The sequence below is a fragment of the Desemzia sp. AGC72 genome (genome assembly GCF_057334175.1).
The window spans coordinates 171,010-188,034 of sequence record NZ_JBHFIG010000021.1; the positions used below are offsets into that span (position 1 = coordinate 171,010).

General features: G+C 36.8%; 16 protein-coding genes, 1 riboswitch and 1 other annotated feature. Of the genes, 15 read left to right on the forward strand and 1 reads right to left on the reverse strand.

What is annotated here, in order from left to right; translation table 11 throughout:
• Positions 1–169: 169 nt before the first annotated feature.
• The 12 genes from ACE025_RS09765 (at position 170) to ACE025_RS09820 (ending at position 12,966) form a co-directional block, all read left to right on the forward strand.
• Positions 170–1,213, forward strand: a complete 1,044-nt coding sequence (locus tag ACE025_RS09765) for an aspartate-semialdehyde dehydrogenase (protein WP_485939490.1) — start codon at positions 170–172, stop codon at positions 1,211–1,213.
• A gap of 36 nt (positions 1,214–1,249) precedes the next feature.
• Positions 1,250–2,122 (forward strand): 4-hydroxy-tetrahydrodipicolinate synthase, encoded by an 873-nt coding sequence (dapA, locus tag ACE025_RS09770; protein ID WP_485939491.1) that lies wholly within the window; start codon positions 1,250–1,252, stop codon positions 2,120–2,122.
• Between the two features lie 34 nt (positions 2,123–2,156).
• The gene (locus ACE025_RS09775) at positions 2,157–3,842 is read left to right on the forward strand and encodes a ribonuclease J (RefSeq protein ID WP_485939492.1); all 1,686 of its coding nucleotides are present in this window, start codon (positions 2,157–2,159) and stop codon (positions 3,840–3,842) included.
• A gap of 72 nt (positions 3,843–3,914) precedes the next feature.
• Positions 3,915–4,577 (forward strand): HD domain-containing protein, encoded by a 663-nt coding sequence (locus ACE025_RS09780; protein ID WP_485939493.1) that lies wholly within the window; start codon positions 3,915–3,917, stop codon positions 4,575–4,577.
• A gap of 101 nt (positions 4,578–4,678) precedes the next feature.
• Positions 4,679–5,158, forward strand: coding sequence for a GNAT family N-acetyltransferase (locus ACE025_RS09785; protein WP_485939494.1), 480 nt, complete (start codon positions 4,679–4,681; stop codon positions 5,156–5,158).
• An 83-nt stretch (positions 5,159–5,241) separates the two neighbouring features.
• Positions 5,242–5,344, forward strand: a riboswitch (TPP riboswitch).
• Between the two features lie 79 nt (positions 5,345–5,423).
• Positions 5,424–5,993, forward strand: a complete 570-nt coding sequence (gene thiT, locus ACE025_RS09790; protein ID WP_485939495.1) for an energy-coupled thiamine transporter ThiT — start codon at positions 5,424–5,426, stop codon at positions 5,991–5,993.
• A gap of 274 nt (positions 5,994–6,267) precedes the next feature.
• Positions 6,268–7,416, forward strand: a complete 1,149-nt coding sequence (locus ACE025_RS09795; protein ID WP_485939496.1) for a site-2 protease family protein — start codon at positions 6,268–6,270, stop codon at positions 7,414–7,416.
• A gap of 131 nt (positions 7,417–7,547) precedes the next feature.
• On the forward strand, positions 7,548–8,999 hold the full coding sequence (gene cls / locus ACE025_RS09800) for a cardiolipin synthase (protein ID WP_485939497.1): 1,452 nt from the start codon (positions 7,548–7,550) through the stop codon (positions 8,997–8,999).
• Positions 9,000–9,474: 475 nt separating this feature from the next.
• On the forward strand, positions 9,475–10,650 hold the full coding sequence (locus tag ACE025_RS09805) for a betaine/proline/choline family ABC transporter ATP-binding protein (RefSeq protein WP_485939498.1): 1,176 nt from the start codon (positions 9,475–9,477) through the stop codon (positions 10,648–10,650).
• Between the two features lie 15 nt (positions 10,651–10,665).
• Complete coding sequence (locus tag ACE025_RS09810) at positions 10,666–11,301, forward strand: ABC transporter permease (RefSeq protein WP_485939499.1); 636 nt, start codon at positions 10,666–10,668, stop codon at positions 11,299–11,301.
• An 11-nt stretch (positions 11,302–11,312) separates the two neighbouring features.
• Entirely contained in the window at positions 11,313–12,266 is a 954-nt protein-coding gene (locus ACE025_RS09815; protein WP_485939500.1) for an osmoprotectant ABC transporter substrate-binding protein, read from the forward strand.
• A 1-nt stretch (position 12,267) separates the two neighbouring features.
• Entirely contained in the window at positions 12,268–12,966 is a 699-nt protein-coding gene (locus tag ACE025_RS09820; RefSeq protein ID WP_485939501.1) for an ABC transporter permease, read from the forward strand.
• 55 nt (positions 12,967–13,021) lie between these two features.
• Here ACE025_RS09820 and ACE025_RS09825 read toward each other — a convergent pair whose 3' ends face one another.
• Positions 13,022–13,348 (reverse strand): hypothetical protein, encoded by a 327-nt coding sequence (locus ACE025_RS09825; protein ID WP_485939502.1) that lies wholly within the window; start codon positions 13,346–13,348, stop codon positions 13,022–13,024.
• Between the two features lie 149 nt (positions 13,349–13,497).
• On the opposite strand from ACE025_RS09825, the gene ACE025_RS09830 reads away from it, so the two are divergent.
• The 3 genes from ACE025_RS09830 to ACE025_RS09840 all read left to right on the forward strand — a co-directional run bounded on the left by ACE025_RS09830 (position 13,498) and on the right by ACE025_RS09840 (position 16,990).
• Complete coding sequence (locus ACE025_RS09830) at positions 13,498–14,367, forward strand: DegV family protein (RefSeq protein ID WP_485939503.1); 870 nt, start codon at positions 13,498–13,500, stop codon at positions 14,365–14,367.
• 257 nt (positions 14,368–14,624) lie between these two features.
• Positions 14,625–14,672, forward strand: a sequence feature (sodium ion sensor (DUF1646 type); this cis-regulatory element may regulate processes involved in with the transportation of sodium ions).
• Between the two features lie 46 nt (positions 14,673–14,718).
• Positions 14,719–15,045 carry a hypothetical protein gene (locus tag ACE025_RS09835; protein ID WP_485939504.1) on the forward strand — a complete coding sequence of 109 codons (327 nt, stop codon included), beginning with the start codon at positions 14,719–14,721 and terminating at the stop codon, positions 15,043–15,045.
• 1 nt (position 15,046) lies between these two features.
• Positions 15,047–16,990 (forward strand): V-type ATP synthase subunit I, encoded by a 1,944-nt coding sequence (locus ACE025_RS09840; protein ID WP_485939505.1) that lies wholly within the window; start codon positions 15,047–15,049, stop codon positions 16,988–16,990.
• The last annotated feature ends 35 nt before the right edge of the window (positions 16,991–17,025 follow it).

A 17,025-nucleotide genomic window follows, 5' to 3' on the forward strand; every position in this document is an offset into this window, starting at 1 on the left:
TTTACATCGTAGAGGATCTAAAAAGCGTTGACAGCAAAAAATATGACCTGTCTGACTGTGACTAAAGATTTTGTTTGGTATGATTTCACAATGAATTATGATAAAATGAATAATGGTACTATTCGTAAAGTCGAATATAAGATAAATGTTTAGAAGTAGGAGTGAGATTATGAATGGATATTCAGTAGCAGTAGTTGGCGCAACAGGAGCAGTAGGGACAAAAATAATTAAAATGCTGGAAAATGCAGCTTTTCCAATCAAAGAAGTAAGATTGCTCTCTTCTAAGCGTTCTGCTGGTAAGAAATTGATGTTTAAAGACACGGAAATCGAAGTGCAAGAAACCTCTGAAGATTCTTTCAATGGGGTAGATATTGCTTTGTTTAGTGCTGGTGGAGACGTTTCTAAAAAATACGCTCCTGAAGCAGTAAAACATGGAGCAATCGTTATCGATAACACTAGTGCTTATCGTATGGATCCAAAAGTTCCTCTAGTTGTGCCCGAAGTCAATCCCGAGGCATTGAAGAACCATTCTGGTATTATAGCCAATCCCAATTGTTCAACTATCCAATTGGTTGCAGCGCTGCATCCGATACGAGAAGCATTTGGACTAGACAGAGTGATTGTTTCCACTTACCAAGCAGTAAGCGGAGCCGGAAACTCAGCAATGAAAGAAATGTACGATCAAGCTCACCATATGATGAATGATGAACCTTATGAGGCTAATATTTTGCCTGCTGGCGGAGATAAAAAACATTTTCCCATCGCTTTCAATGCTTTACCTCAAATCGATGTCTTTGATGAAGAAGGATATACAAAAGAAGAATGGAAAATGACCAATGAGACTAAAAAAATCATGGGTGATAATGCCATAAAATTATCTGCTACTTGTGTGCGAATCCCGGTTGTTTATGGACATTCAGAATCTGTGTATATTGAAGTCAAAGATACAGATGCTTCGGTCGAAAAGATTCGAGATATCCTAAAGAATGCACCAGGGGTAACGTTAGAAGATGATCCGAGTGAGCAAATTTATCCTACTGCATTAACTGCTGAAAACAAAAAAGATGTTTTTGTAGGACGGATTCGTAAAGACTTGGATGATGAAGCAGGCTACCATATGTGGATCGTGTCAGATAATTTGCTGAAAGGTGCAGCTTGGAACACTGTTCAAATCGCAGAAAAAATGCACGAGATGAATTTGATTCAAAAATAATGCATCGAACAGACTAAAGCTAGAGGAGGACATAATTTGGATATCCAACAAGCACGTATCATTACAGCCATGGTGACACCATTTGATGATGAAAACAACGTTGATTTCGAAAAGTTGAAAAATTTGATCGATCATTTGATTTCAACTGGAACAGAAGGTATTGTAGTTGGCGGAACAACAGGCGAGTCGCCTACACTTTCTCGTGACGAAAAACTAGCGTTGTACCAAAATACAGTAGAGTTTGCAGCAGGGCGTGTCCCAATCATAGCAGGTACAGGAACAAATAATACTGCCGAAACGATTTCCTTTACGCAAGAAGTAGCACAAATAGAAGGAATCGATGCTGCATTAGTGGTAACTCCTTATTATAATAAACCAAATCAAACTGGGTTATACGCTCATTTTGAAGCGGTAGCAAAGAGTACAGAGTTGCCAATCATTGTTTATAATGTTCCAGGACGAACCAGTGTATCAATAGAACCAGCTACAACGATTCGTTTGTCCGCAATTGAAAATATTATTGGGGTCAAAGAATGTGTTGGAGTAGAAGCTATCAGTGAAATCATTACACATACGGATTCCGATTTCTTGGTTTATACTGGAGAAGATTCCTTGTCTTTACCGGCTAAAGCAATCGGTGCAAATGGTGTGATCTCTGTAGCGAGCCAAGTATTTGGTGAAGAGATGAAAGAGATGTACGATGCATTTGAAACAGGCAAACTAAAAGAAGCAGCAAAATTGGCGCGTGATTTGGTACCAAAAATGGATGCACTATTTTCAGTTCCTTCTCCTGCTCCAATAAAATTTTTATTGAATCACCAAGGAGTAGATGTTGGAGGAGTAAGATTGCCTTTAGTAGAGTGTACATCAGAAGAAGAAAAAGAAATTTTATTAACTTGTAAGAAATAAAAAATATTGGAAAAATGATTGAAGAGGTGAAGTAATGAGCAAAATTAAAGTGATTCCACTTGGTGGCGTACGTGAAAATGGGAAGAATATGTACGTAGTGGAAGTAGATGAAGAAATTTTTGTATTAGATTGTGGTTTGATGTATCCAGAAACGGAATTATTCGGGATCGATGTAGTGATTCCAAATTTTGATTATTTAGAGGAAAATAAAGAAAGAGTAACTGGGGTATTCTTGACTCATGGTCATGAGGATGCTATTGGAGCTCTACCTTACTTCTTACAAAAATTCAATGTTCCGGTTTTCGGAACAGAATTGACAATTGAATTGGCGAAAATGAGTGTAGAAGAAAAAGGACAATCTGTTAAATTTGACGATTACCATATCGTAGACGAACAAACAGAGATCGAATTTGGTAATGCCGTAATCAGTTTCTTTAGAACAACTCATTCGATTCCAGATTCAGTAGGGATCGTTGTAAAAACTGAAGAAGGAAGTATTGTATATACAGGAAACTTCAAGTTTGATCAAAGTGCGCAACCAATGTACAAGACCGATTTAAACCGTATTAGTGATATCGGAAGAGAAAAAGTATTGGCTTTATTAAGCGACTCAAGTGAAGCAGAAAGCCCAGTTGAAAATGTGAGCGACTTGAAAGTTGCTGAAGAGGTGTTAGATACTTTCCAGAATACATCAGGCAGAATCATTGTAGCTGCTGTTGCCAGCAATATTTTAAGAATTCAACAAGTCTTTGATGCGGCTTACCGCTCGAAACGTAAAATCTTTATCACGGGTAAAAACTTGGAAGAGATTGTAGATAAAGCGTTGAAAATGAATAAATTACAATTGCCAAGTGACGATTTGATTGTTCCAGTCAAAGAAATCGAAAAATATGAAAATCAAGAAATCGTTGTGCTTGAAACCGGCAGTACTGGAGAACCAATCAAAACATTGCAACTTATGGCTAAAGGCAAACATCCGCAAGTAAACATCCAAGAAGGCGATTTGGTGTATATCGTTACCAGTCCTTCTCCTGAAATGGAAGTAACGGTCGCGACTACAGAGAATATGGTTTATCGTGCCGGCGGGTCTGTAAAACAAATTACAGACAACTTAAAAGCCTCCGGTCATGCAACACCAAATGATTTGAAATTGATGATCAATTTGATTCACCCAGAGTATTTTATACCTGTTACGGGAGAATATAGAATGTTGGCAGCTCATGCCGATTTAGCGCATGAAGTAGGAATGTCTTACAAAAATATCATTATTCCTGGTAAAGGAGATATCATCGAGTATTCGCACAACCGTTTCACGATGTCCGGTCAAGTTGAATCTGGAAACACAATGGTAGACGGAATCGGGATCGGCGATATCGGAAACATCGTATTGCGTGACCGTAAATTATTGTCTCAAGACGGTATTTTGATTGCTGTTGTAACGATCAACCGTAGAACGAAAGAAATAACTTCTGGTCCAGAAGTTATGACACGCGGGTTTGTATATGTAAAAGAAAATACTCAATTGATCGAACAAAGCAGTGATCTAGTGAGAAAAGTTGTCGAAGAAAATCTGCAGCAAAATGAATTTGAATGGGGCGCTCTAAAACAAGATATTAGAGACTCTTTAAGTAAATTCTTATTCGACAAAACACGCAGAAGACCTGTGATCCTTCCAATCATTATGGAAGCCAGCGCTAATAAACACAAAAAACAAAAATAAGAGTAATCTAGGCTAGGACATCAAATGTCCTAGCCTTATTTTAAAATAATACATAGCAAAGCGGGTGTATATATGAAAAAACAACAAGAAGAAATTATTGTATTAACGGAACAATTTGTTGCGGACTTATTTCAAAACGATGCTTCAGGACATGATTGGTGGCATATCCATCGAGTCAGGAACTTAGCTAAACAAATGGCAGAGGAAGAAACAGGACCGGTGAATACGTTTGTTTGCGAGATGGCAGCTTTGCTTCATGATGTTCCAGATGATAAGCTAATCCAAAATGCTGCAGAAGGTGAAAAAAAAGTCATCGATTGGCTGAATCAATTTTCTTTGTCGAAAGATATCCAAGAGCATATTTTGTTTATTGTGTTGAATCTATCTTATAAAGGTGGAACCAATAAAGTGCAGCTGGATTCTATTGAAGGTATGCTGGTGCAAGATGCGGATCGCTTAGATGCTATTGGGGCAATAGGAATTGCTAGAACCATGGCTTTTTCTGGTTCGCGTGGAAGGTTGATTCATGATCCGTCTAAAAAACCGAGAGAATCAATGAGTTATGAAGAATACCGTTCTGGAGATGATACAGCGATTATGCATTTTTATGAAAAATTGTTGAAATTGAAAAATACCATGAATACCCAAACGGGGAAAGCCTTTGCACAAAGAAGGAATGAGTATATGGAATCTTTCCTAGAAGAATTTTACTTAGAGTGGGACGGATTAAGATAATGGGACAATGAAAATAAAAAAAGCGTATCAAAAGACTTTAGAACTTGTCATCTGTTATTCTTAAATCAAATAATAACTTATAGAGAACAGGATGTGTTGGGATGGAAAATGTACAGTTGAGAGAGGCTATGATTGAAGATATACCAAAGTTAGAAAACTATGCGATCGAGTCGAATACTTACATGATCAAACCAATGGATGCTTTGACAGAAAGTTTGCACGAAACCGGCAAACATCCTATGTTGATATTGAAAGAAAAAGATTTAGTCGGATTTTTTATTCTTCAATTTGGCATAGGTGTTTCTCGCTACACGGACAACCCTAACGCCGTCTTATTTAAAGCTCATTCGATTGATTTGAAGTACCAAAGTCAAGGTTACGCAAAAAAATCATTGGAGTTGTTACCGGACTATGTCCGTGAGCATTATCCAGAGGTGGATGAGATCGTTCTATCTGTAGCTGCAGACAATATCAGCAGCCAGATGTTATACGTGAGATCTGGGTTTTTAAACAGCCAAAAAAGAATAAATATAAATGACAACGTAGAGTATGTATTAGCTAAAAAAGTGAAAAAAAGTTGAGGACTTCTATTGGAGACCAGGTTTCTATTGACAATTCTTAGCCTTTTCGTTAAACTAAATGAGTAATTAAAATTGAATGAACATCCATCACAAAGGGGAGCTGAAAAGCTGAGATTGAATCGATTAGATTCTGACCCTTCGAACCTGTTCGTTAGTACGAGCGTAGGAATTGTGACGGAGAGCGAAAAGTATTCTATTATATATACTTAAGTAATCTCCTCCTTTGTTGTTTGGCATTGTTCAAATCATAAGGGAGGAGTTTTTTATGCGCAACAAAAATTTTAGTGTGTGGATGGAAGGAACGATCGTAGCTGCATTAGCAATCGTGTTATCTTTGATCCCAACCAATATAGGACCGTCATTTACAGTTTCATTAGGAATGATACCATTGACGCTCTATGCTTTTAGAAGAGGATTTGTACCTGCTGTTTATGCCGGTTTTTTATGGGGGATCTTACATTTCGTAATAGGAAATGCTTATATTTTAAGCCCTCTGCAAGGATTTATTGAATACTTTATTGCATTTGCATTTGCTGGATTCGGAGGCTTGTTTGCCAAAAGAATACAACTGCTTAGCGAAGGAAACCGAGTACGTCAGTTAAATTTATTTATTGTTTTTGGGACTTTTGCTGGTACTATGGCTCGATTTTTCTGGCATTTTTTAGCCGGGTATTATTTCTGGGGAAGTTATGCTCCAGAGGGAATGGGTGCTTTTGCCTACTCCTTCATCACACAAATTCTAAGCGGCGTTATTACCGCTGTGGTTGCTAGTATGATCTTAATAGTGATTCAAAAAACAACGCCAAGACTGTTTATCACAAAGAAAATTGCATAAATCTAAAAGAAGCGGGGAAAATGCACATAGCCCTGTTTCTATAAGCAAACTACCGAACGAGAAATCATTTTTCTCGTTCGGTAGTTTGCTTATAGGAGAGTCTAAGGTAGTGATTTGTTCTGTGTTCTGGCAGCGGATATTCGTTTTTGTAACGCAAACATTTTTTTGCTGCAGTACCTTTATTTAGGATGGTAATTGACTTTTATTTGAGAATACTTCATGATGAATAAAAAGCGTTATCGAAAAAGTAGAAGACTTAAAAGGAGAACGATAGATGGAACATATGGACACTAAAAAGAAGAAAAGTCAGTTACATAAAAATATTCTGTTTTTTGCATTGAGTATAGGAATTGGATTGGTTTTAGGAATACTCTCTGCTGTATTTTTACCCAACTCTATTGGAGAATGGAGTTTTTTATATGTTTTCATCGGTATTCTCTTTTTTTGTATGGCTTATTTTTTACATATTTTGATTCATGAATCAGGGCATTTGCTTTTTGGTTTATTAACAGGCTATTCATTCGTATCTTTTCGAGTAGGAAGTTTCACGATCATTAAGGAAGATGGAAGATACAAGCGTAAAAAGTTCCACTTGCCAGGAACTGGTGGGCAATGTTTGATGGCTCCGCCACACTATTCAGAGAAGTCGTTTCCCTATATCATATATAATTTAGGAGGCGTATTGCTGAATCTGATTGTTTCAGCTGTAGCATTAGGGCTTATTATCGGATTGGAAAATTTATCTACTGTTACTACAGTGGGATTGCAGTTGTTTTTATGTGCTGGATTATTTACGGCTGTGACAAATGGCATTCCACTGAAAATAGGCGGCCTTCCGAATGATGGGTATAACATCTATTCTATTATGACAAAAGAAGAGAATAAAAAGGCCTTTTTTATTCAATTAAAAATAAATGCCTTGATGACTCAAGGAATGCGCATCAAAGAAGTTCCTTTTGAAGAGTTGGCTCTTAGTGAATTGAACTCCAACACCGGCATGCTTGAAGTCGCTATTCACATTTTGCAATATAATTGGTACCTAGATCATTTAGATTTGAAAAAAGCTCAACATAAATTAAATGAATTGTTGCCTTATTTGGATAACTACCCTTTATTTTACAGGCAAGAATTAATGTGCGAGCAATTATTTTTAGCGCTAGTTTTTTATCAAGAGGCGGAAATGATAGAAGAGCTGTATGATGACGAGTTGAAAAAGTATATTAAAAAAATGTCTTTTTTACCCAATAAACAACGTATGCTGATGGCTTTAGAGGTTCATTACTATAAAAACGAAGAAGTTATGCAGCAATGCTTCGAAAAACTTCTGAAAACGGCTGAAACGTATCCTGTCAGAGGAGAAGCACAAATGGAAATCATGTTGGGAAACTGGTTGAAAACCTCAATGCAGAAAGATAAAACATAAATGGTTCACTGAAATAAGAAGAAATGATGATCAAATCGGGGGAAATATAGTATGATACAGCTGAAGAGATAAAAAATCAAATGATTCATTTGATTTTTTAGTATGTAAGTATTTGAAAAGAGGTGAGTTTATTGAGGTACATTTTTTATTTTATTATATTGTTTTTAACCATCAATAGTGTTTTTGCTGCTATAACAGTGTTTCGTGAAAAGCGTGATATCGCCGCAACATGGGCATGGCTGTTGGTCTTAAACTTTTTACCTGGTATAGGCTTCATCATCTATTTTTTTATTGGAAAAAAAATCTCCAAAGAAAAGATTTTTGATATCCAAGCTCAAGAAAGTATCGGTATGCCCGAGTTGGTAGAAGCTCAAAAACAAATGCTTTTAGAAGAGGAAAGATTGCTTTCAAAAAAACAAGATACAGAGGATTCTAAAGAAATCACGAATTTGTTTTTGGAAAGCGGCGAGTCTATTTTGACAAAAGGGAATCAAGTCGAGTTTTTTGTAGACGGAAAAGAAAAATTTAAATCTCTTATTCGAGATATTTACCAAGCTGAAAATCATGTACATATGATCTATTACATTTTTCACAATGATTATATCGGCAATATGGTTTTAAAAGCTTTGGAAGACAGAGCGGCTGCAGGAGTAGAAGTCTTGGTCATTTATGACGCATTAGGCTCCCGGGCTTTGAAATTAGCGTCTTTCAAACGGTTGATAGCATTAGGCGGGCGAGTGGAAACCTTTTTCGGTTCTAAATTGGGATTGATTAACTTCAGAATCAACTTCCGAAATCACAGGAAAATTGTTGTCATTGATGGGAAAATCGGCTATATCGGCGGATTTAATGTTGGAAATGAGTATCTTGGGATGGACAAGAAATTCGGCTACTGGAGAGATACTCATTTAAAAATTGAAGGAAATGGAGTTTTGGCTTTGCAAAGTCGATTCATTATGGATTGGAATGCAGCCGTTCCTACGACGCCGCTAGAATACGAGGAAAAGTATTTCCCTTATATTCCTCGTAAAGGCGAAACCAATCTTCAAATAGTTTCCAGCGGACCAGATACAGAGATACAGCAAATCAAAAAAGGCTACATCAAAATGATCAGTACGGCTGATGAATCGGTCTATATCCAAACCCCTTATTTTGTTCCCGATGAAGCACTGATTGAAACGCTGCAGATAGCTGTGATGTCAGGAATCGATGTCAAAATCATGATACCTAATAAACCTGACCATCCATTTATTTATCAAGCTACTTTATCTTATGCAGCTCAAATGGTAGATGTAGGTGCAGAAGTTTATATTTATGATAATGGTTTCTTGCATAGTAAAACGATCGTCATTGATGGAGAAATCTGCTCAGTAGGAACGGCTAATTTTGATATCAGAAGCTTTAAATTAAACTTTGAAGTCAATGCTTTTATGTATGATCCAAAAGTAGCAAAACAGCAAGAAGCTTATTTCTTTAAAGACATGGAAAAAAGCCGATTATTGACTAAAGAAGAGATCGAGAATCAATCCAGATGGGTCAAATTCAAACAAAGTTTTTCTCGCTTGCTCTCGCCAATCTTGTAACAAAACTTATAGTGTTATTCCTATTTATTCGAACGTTACATTGTTTTTTTAATACGATTGCTGCTACACAGCGAAAGTTGCTTATATGTCTTTTAGTCAAATTTTAACTCCTAAAAGGAACGCAAATTTAATTTGTGTTCCTTTTTTAGTATTCTCAATTAAACGGGAATGCATTTTGATTTTGCGTGCCCTTTATCTAAATAATCCAAAGAATATGGAACGCAAAATAGCCGGAGTTGGTATATTGACTTGCGCTGCCTGTCTGACAGGACCCAAGTGCTGGTGAACAACGTTATTGCTTTTCAATTTCTAATTGAACAGGTTACGAAATAAAAAAACACCTTTTAGGTCATTGATTTATTCGATCGTATTTTTTATGAAAAACTTTATGAAAGCATGTTTTTTGCTATTCAACGTATCTTGTGCAACAATAAATAAGAGTCTGTGTGAAAATCATCTAATGAGGTGGAAGAAAATGATTGAATTTAAAAATGTATCCAAGGTATATAAAGATGGGACGAAAGCGGTTGAAAACATCAATTTGACGTTTAATGATGGAGAATTTATTGTCTTCATCGGGACCAGCGGAAGCGGAAAAACAACGTCCATGCGTATGATCAACCGGATGAACGAACCAACGAAAGGACAGATTCTGATTGATGGAGAAGACATCATGAAGAAAGATCCTGTTGAATTGAGAAGAGGAATCGGCTACGTCATCCAGCAGATTGGATTGATGCCTCATATGACAGTGTATGACAATATCACATTAGTTCCAAAGTTATTAAAATGGTCCGAAGAGAAAAAAAGAGCGAAAGCAGAAGAATTAATCAAACGTGTCGATTTGCCGTTTGAATTTTTGGATCGTTATCCTAGTGAACTTTCAGGTGGACAGCAACAAAGGATCGGTGTTATTCGAGCTTTGGCTGCGGATCAAGACATCATATTGATGGATGAGCCGTTTGGAGCTTTAGATCCTATTACAAGAGATGCTTTGCAAGAATTAGTGAAACATCTACAATCCGAGATGGGTCGTACAGTAGTTTTTGTTACTCATGATATGGATGAAGCTTTGCAATTAGCTGACCGTATTGTCATTATGCAGCAAGGAAAAGTTGTTCAATTTGATACTCCAGACAATATTCTGGCTAATCCTGCCAATAAATTCGTAGAAGATTTCCTTGGAGAAGACCGTTTATTACAAGCACGTCCTTCTATCCAAACAGTTGATCAAATCATGCTGAAAAATCCAGCTTCTGTCACTCCTGGAAAATCTTTACAAGATGCTATTCGTATCATGAGAGATCGTAAAGTCGATTCTTTGTTTGTAACAGATGATTCAGGTGTATTGAAAGGGTTAGTAGGATTGGAAGCTATTGACCGTTACCGAAAAACGGCTACAAGTGTGGGAGATGTTATGGAACGTGAAGTTCGTTTTGTCCGCTCTGGTACTTTATTGCGAGATACAGTACAGCGTATGCTTAAGATCGGGTTTAAAAATATTCCGGTAGTAGATAAAAATAATCGGTTGATCGGTTTAGTTACAAGAGGATCTCTAGCAGAAATCGTGTACGATAACATTTGGGGCGACATTGAAGATGCTAAAGATCTGCCATTGGAAACAACAGCAGATATAAATTCAGGGCTATAGAAAGGGTGAAGAGATATGATAGATTTTTTAACAAATAATGGCTCTCAACTACTGCTATTGACTTGGGAGCATTTATATATATCCGGTATCGCCTTAGCCTTGGGGATCTTGGTAGCTGTTCCAATCGGAATCGTGTTGACACGTTACAAAAAAATAGCCAGTGCTTTTATTAGTGCAATAACGGTACTGCAAACGGTACCTTCATTAGCGCTATTGGCTTTAATGATTCCATTGTTTGGTGTGGGGAAAGTTCCAGCAGTCGTTGCTTTGTTTTTGTATTCATTGATGCCTATCTTGAGAAATACTTATATCGGTATGGAAGGTGTCGATAAAAATTTGATCGATGCAGCTAAAGGAATGGGCATGACCAATAAGCAGTTGATCTTTTCAGTAGAATTGCCTCAAGCAGCTCCTGTGATCATGGCTGGTATCCGATTGTCTGGTGTTTACGTAATTGCTTGGGCTACATTGGCTTCTTATATCGGAGGCGGCGGTCTAGGGGATTTCATTTTTAATGGATTGAACTTATATATACCAGAGTTGATCATCGGCGGGACGATTCCTGTTACCTTGTTGGCATTACTGGTAGATTTTCTTTTGGGCAAAGTAGAAGATAAAGTCACACCAGTTAATTTGCGGACTGCGAAATAGGAGGATATAACATGAATAGATTGAAAATAAAAAAAGGACTTCTGCTATCATTTGTAAGCGCCGGGTTATTAACTGGATGCTCCCTACCTGGCTTAGGCAGTGGTGGCGACGAAGAAGGGATTACAGTAGCGGGTGTGACTTCTACGGAAGGATTGATCATGAGTTATGTAGTTGAAGGAATGATTGAACACTATATGGATGATATAGACGTTCAAGTCATCAATAACTTAGGTTCTTCAACCGTCAGTCATCAAGCTCTACTAAATGGGGATGCGAATATAGCTGGGGTAAAATACACGGGAACTTCGTTAACCGGAGAATTAGGAGAAGACCCTATCACCGATCCTGAAAAAGCCTTGGAAGTCGTTGTAGAGGGATTCGATAAAGAATTCGATCTGAAATGGTTCCCTTCTTATGGTTTTGCCAACTCATATGCGTTCATGGTAACAAAAGAAACTGCCGAAGAATATGGTTTAGAGAAAATCAGTGACCTAGAGCCTTATGCTTTAGAAATGAATGCAGGAGTAGACAACTCATGGATAAAACGTGCAGGAGACGGGTATGATGCTTTTCTAGATACTTATGGATTTGATTTTAATCGTGTCTACCCTATGCAGATTGGTCTAGTATATGATGCTCTTCAAGCAGGAAGCATGGATATTATTTTAGGCTATTCTACAGATGGCCGAATAGCGAGTTACGATCTAGTCGTCCTAGAGGATGATTTACAACTATTCCCTCCTTATGACGCTAGTCCGTTAGCTACAAATGAAATACTGGAAACTTATCCCGATTTGGAGGGTATTTTACTAAGAATGGAAGGCATGATAAGTGAAGAACAAATGCAAGAAATGAATTATGAAGCTGATAATAATTTAAAAGAACCGAAAGTCGTAGCAGAAGACTTTTTAGAAGAAAACAATTACTTTGAAGACGGAACAACCAATATAGAAGGAGGCGAATAACATGGACCCTACACAAATGAATGTCATGAATCAGTTGATCTATTATTATTCTCAAAACGGTTCTTATGTATGGAGCCAGTTCTTTAGGCATTTTCTGATGTCGATTTATGGTGTACTGTTCGCTGCTGTTATTGCTATTCCAATGGGTTTTTGGATCTCCAGACATTTTAAATTAGCGAGTTGGATCATGGGTGCAGCAAACGTACTGCAGACGGTTCCTTCACTAGCAATGTTATCCATCGTCATGTTAGCGTTTGGACTAGGTTCTACAACTGTTGTAATTACAATCTTTTTCTATTCGTTATTGCCTATATTAAAAAATACCTATGCTGGTGTTCAAAGTGTAGATGATAGTTTATTAGATACGGGTAAAGGAATGGGAATGACAAAAGGACAAGTGACTTTAATGATAGAATTGCCTTTAGCACTATCTGTCATTATGGGAGGAATTCGTAATGCCTTGGTAGTAGGAATCGGTATTGGAGCGATTGGTACTTTTATTGGCGCTGGGGGATTAGGAGATATTATTGCCAGAGGAGTTAATGCTACTAATGGTGGAGCTATTATTTTAGCTGGAGCTATACCAACAGCTTTAATGGCAGTTATAGCTGATATCATTTTAGGATTGATCGAGAAACGATTAGATCCCACTCAAACTAAGCGGTTTTTTGAAACTAAAACAGCCGTTCCCAAAAAGTAATGATAAAGAGACCAGATCGAGTAAGATCTGGTCTCTTATTTATCAACTTCTTAGATTAACGTACTGTCTGATGAGTCAGTTGAACATAACGAATTTCATTAGGCTTAATAATGGAGATCGTTTTTTTGTCGAGTGTAGATAAAATGATTTTTGTAGGATTCTCTGGTGAATTAATTAGTTTCCCCGTATACTCATAGCAAACAGATGAGTCATTTCGATCAGTCGTTTGTATAGTAATGGATTTAGACTTTATGTAAGCCTGGTTCAAGAAATAAAAGATTTGTTCTTGTGGCATTTGCGGTAATGCGGTTGGCGAGTTGTCTGTTAGAAAATTAGATAAGAATGAAAAAGCAGATAGCTTTGCTGCACTATTTTTTCCCATGGATACATCCTCCAAACATTTGTTCGTTTTCTATATTATACGAACAAATGTTCAATAATGCAAACTTTTATTTTTCCTTTTTAATTTTCAGAAAACCTGTCATAATAGAATAGTGAATAAAAAATATTAAAAAAGTTGGAGTGAGTTGAATGAGTTATAAATTGATCACAGATTCTTGTTGCGATTTGCCTTATACCTTTATTGAAGAACAAGATATCGATGTAGTGAATCTAACTGTTCACATGGATGGAAAAGAATTGGTTGACGATATGGGGAAATCTTTTGATCGCAATCAGTTTTTTCTTGAATTGAAAAACGGGGCTGTGGCAACAACTTCTCAAATCAATATCGGAACGTATATTGATGCATTTGAAAAGTATGTTAAAGCAGAGGTACCTGTTTTGTATATTGCTTTTTCTTCAGCTTTGAGTGGTTCTTATAATAATGCTGTGGCAGCTGTCGAACAATTAAAAGAAAATTATCCCAAGGCAGATATTACAATTGTGGATTCTAAAGCGGCTTGTTTAGGAGAAGGGTTACTTGTCTATGAAGCGGCCATGAGAAAAGCGAGTGGAGCTACATTAGAAGAAGTTACTCGTTGGCTGGAAGACAATAAAATGAAAGTGCACTCTTGGGTAACTGTTGATGACATCAAGCACTTAGAACGTGGAGGAAGAGTTTCTTCTTTATCTGCAACGATCGGCACTTTACTAAATGTGAAACCCATCATCATAGTAAATCCAGAAGGCGGGCTGGTCCCTTTTGGCAAAGTTAGAGGTCGTAAGAAATCGTTGAATTATTTAGTGAATAAAACAGTCGAAGGAATCGTTTCTCCTGAATCACAAACGATATTTATCGGACATGTCGGAGTTCCCGAAGAAGCCGAAATGGTAAAACAAGAATTAGAAAGCCGATTGAGTGTAAAAGACATAAAAGTATACCCATACGGACCTACAATTGCTTCGCATACAGGGTTCGGTTCGCTCTCTATCTTTTCATTAGGTGAAGAAAGAAAATGAAAATGTGTTAACGTTGGAATAATACCACAATATGATATAATATGATTATTCTTTTTACGATAATAAGTATGACTTTTTTGTAGTAAAACAGATGTCCAAAGTGGAATTATTATAAAAAGAGTAAATATTTTTTTACTCATTTTAATAAAACAATTAACTTTTTAGTGAAGAGGTCGATATTGAGGATGTAAGCTTTGTCAATATTGACACAATCACTAGAATATGCTATTGTTTTATTAGTTGAATAAGCAACAAACGGTTGGGCATTAGCTTTCAAGAGAAATAATCTTCTAGGGTGAGAAGACTCTCTTTGCTGATGTCTTTTTTTTGTACTTTTAAGGAGGTGATGGAATGGGTCTAGAAGCCGTCGAATATGTTAAGCAGGCTGAGGAGAAGCTTGAAGAATTAAGACAAAATAGTCAAGCCGAAGCGAAAAAAATCGTATCAGAAGCTGAACGAAAAGCTCAACAAAACAAAATAACCCTCGAACAAGAGTTAAGTGATTTTGAAAAGAGCGAAAAAGAAAAATATCACACTCTTTTAGAGGCTGATAAAGAAGCGTTAGCTAAAGAAATTGAGCAAGAATCTAAAAAGATACAGCAAGTGGTTGAAAAAAATAAAGATGAAGTTGTCAATGAATTATTGAAGGTGGTGTTTAAACGTTATGGCAATAGCTAAAATGAAACAAATAACACTTTTAGCCGAACAAGCCAATAAAGAGCAGCTTTTAAAAGCGGTACAAGAGTTGCAAAAGCTTGAATTGTTCGATTTGTCAGCTTTAGAAGAAAGTGATTTGCTTGATTATTACTCTGCCACTGCTCAACCAGAAAACAGAGCTGGTGATGAGGAAAAAATGAAACTGATTCAAAGTACATTAGCGTATTTAAATCAATACGTAAAGCAACCAAGTGCCTTGAAGAAAATGATGAAAGGTAGAAATCATTATACCTTGAAAGAATTGGAACAAAAAGTTTCAGAATTCTCATTAGATCAAGTAATAGATGAAGTGCGACAAATTGAACGAAAAGTGATTGATATCCATCAACAGAGAAAAAACTTGACCGACATCGAGACTTTTTTAAGAAAATGGGAAGGTTTAGATTTCAACCCAAATGATTTAGAGACTTTTAAAGTGATTACTGGGAAAATTGGAACCATTTCTTCTGCCAGCGCAGATAATTTCCAAGCAGCTTTAAAAGAGTCCAGCGATGTGTATGTCGAAGAAGTTTTTCGTTACAAAGATGAAGCAGCCTATTTAGTTATTTCGCCAGCAAATTCCTTTGGTGAAATAAATGATGTGTTGAATCAATTCCAATTCACAAATTTGAACTATCCTTATCAACAGTTGCCGAAAAAAGAATTGAAGTCTGTATTGAATTCTTTGAGCCAACTTTCAGAAGAAGAAAAGAGCTTGAAAGCAACGTTACAGAACTACGATGTTCACATGGAAAATTTGAAATTGTCTGAGGAATATTATGCTAATTTAGTTCAGCGTGATCATGCTAAATCTTTACTGTTAAATGGAAGCAGCTTATTTATTCTAAATGGATGGCTGGAAGAAGAAGAAGTCAATGATTTGACGGTATTATTGGATGCACATGTGGGGCAAGAGAACTATGCCATCATGACAGATGAAATCCATAAAAAACATTTCGATTTCGTCCCTACAGTTTTGAAAAACAATGCGTTAGTTGAACCATTTGAAAGTGTTACAGAAATGTACAGTTTGCCGAAATACAATGATATAGACCCTACGCCTTTTATGATGCCTTTTTATTTAGTCTTTTTCGGAATGATGAGTGCAGATGTAGGGTACGGTTTGATTTTGATGTTAGGGACTTTTGCGGCAATGAAGTTTTTCAATATGGATAAAGGTATGGCAAGATTCATCAAATTCTTCCATCTGCTTTCTTACTCAGTTATTATTTGGGGTCTGATATATGGAAGTTTCTTTGGAGCAACCTTACCGATTCAGTTATTATCCACCACGGATGATGTGATAACCATACTATTGTTATCAGTAGTTTTCGGTTTTATCCAAATGGTATATGGATTGATCATCAATGGTGTTGTGAAGTGGAAGCAACAGCAACGGTCATCGAGTTATGTTGATGGTCTGGCATGGGCAGGAGTGTTAATCGGTTTAGCTCTTCTAATCGTCGATATGATGATTATGCCAAATGCTATTATAAGAGTTCTTTCTTATATTTTGATTTTCGCAAACGTCATCGGTATTATCTTGGTGTCTACAATGGCCTCTAAAAATAAGGGTCTAGGATTCGCTTTAGGGTTATACAATTTATATGGCGTGACCGGTTATGTCGGAGACTTGGTAAGTTATACTCGTTTAATGGCGCTTGGTGTATCTGGTGGTAGTATTGCGGTAGCATTCAATATGATCGTTCAATACTTGCCAACAGCAGCTCGTTTCAGTGTAGGGATTATATTAATCATTGCTTTGCATGCATTAAATATTTTCTTAACTTATCTAAGTGCTTATGTGCATACAGCTCGGTTACAATATGTAGAGTTTTTCGGCAAGTTTTATGAAGGTGGCGGCAGACCGTTGTCTCCTTTAAAAACGCTTGAGAAACACATTTATCTAAAGAAGGATACAAAATAAATAAAAAATAGATTTATATATAAATGGAGGAATTA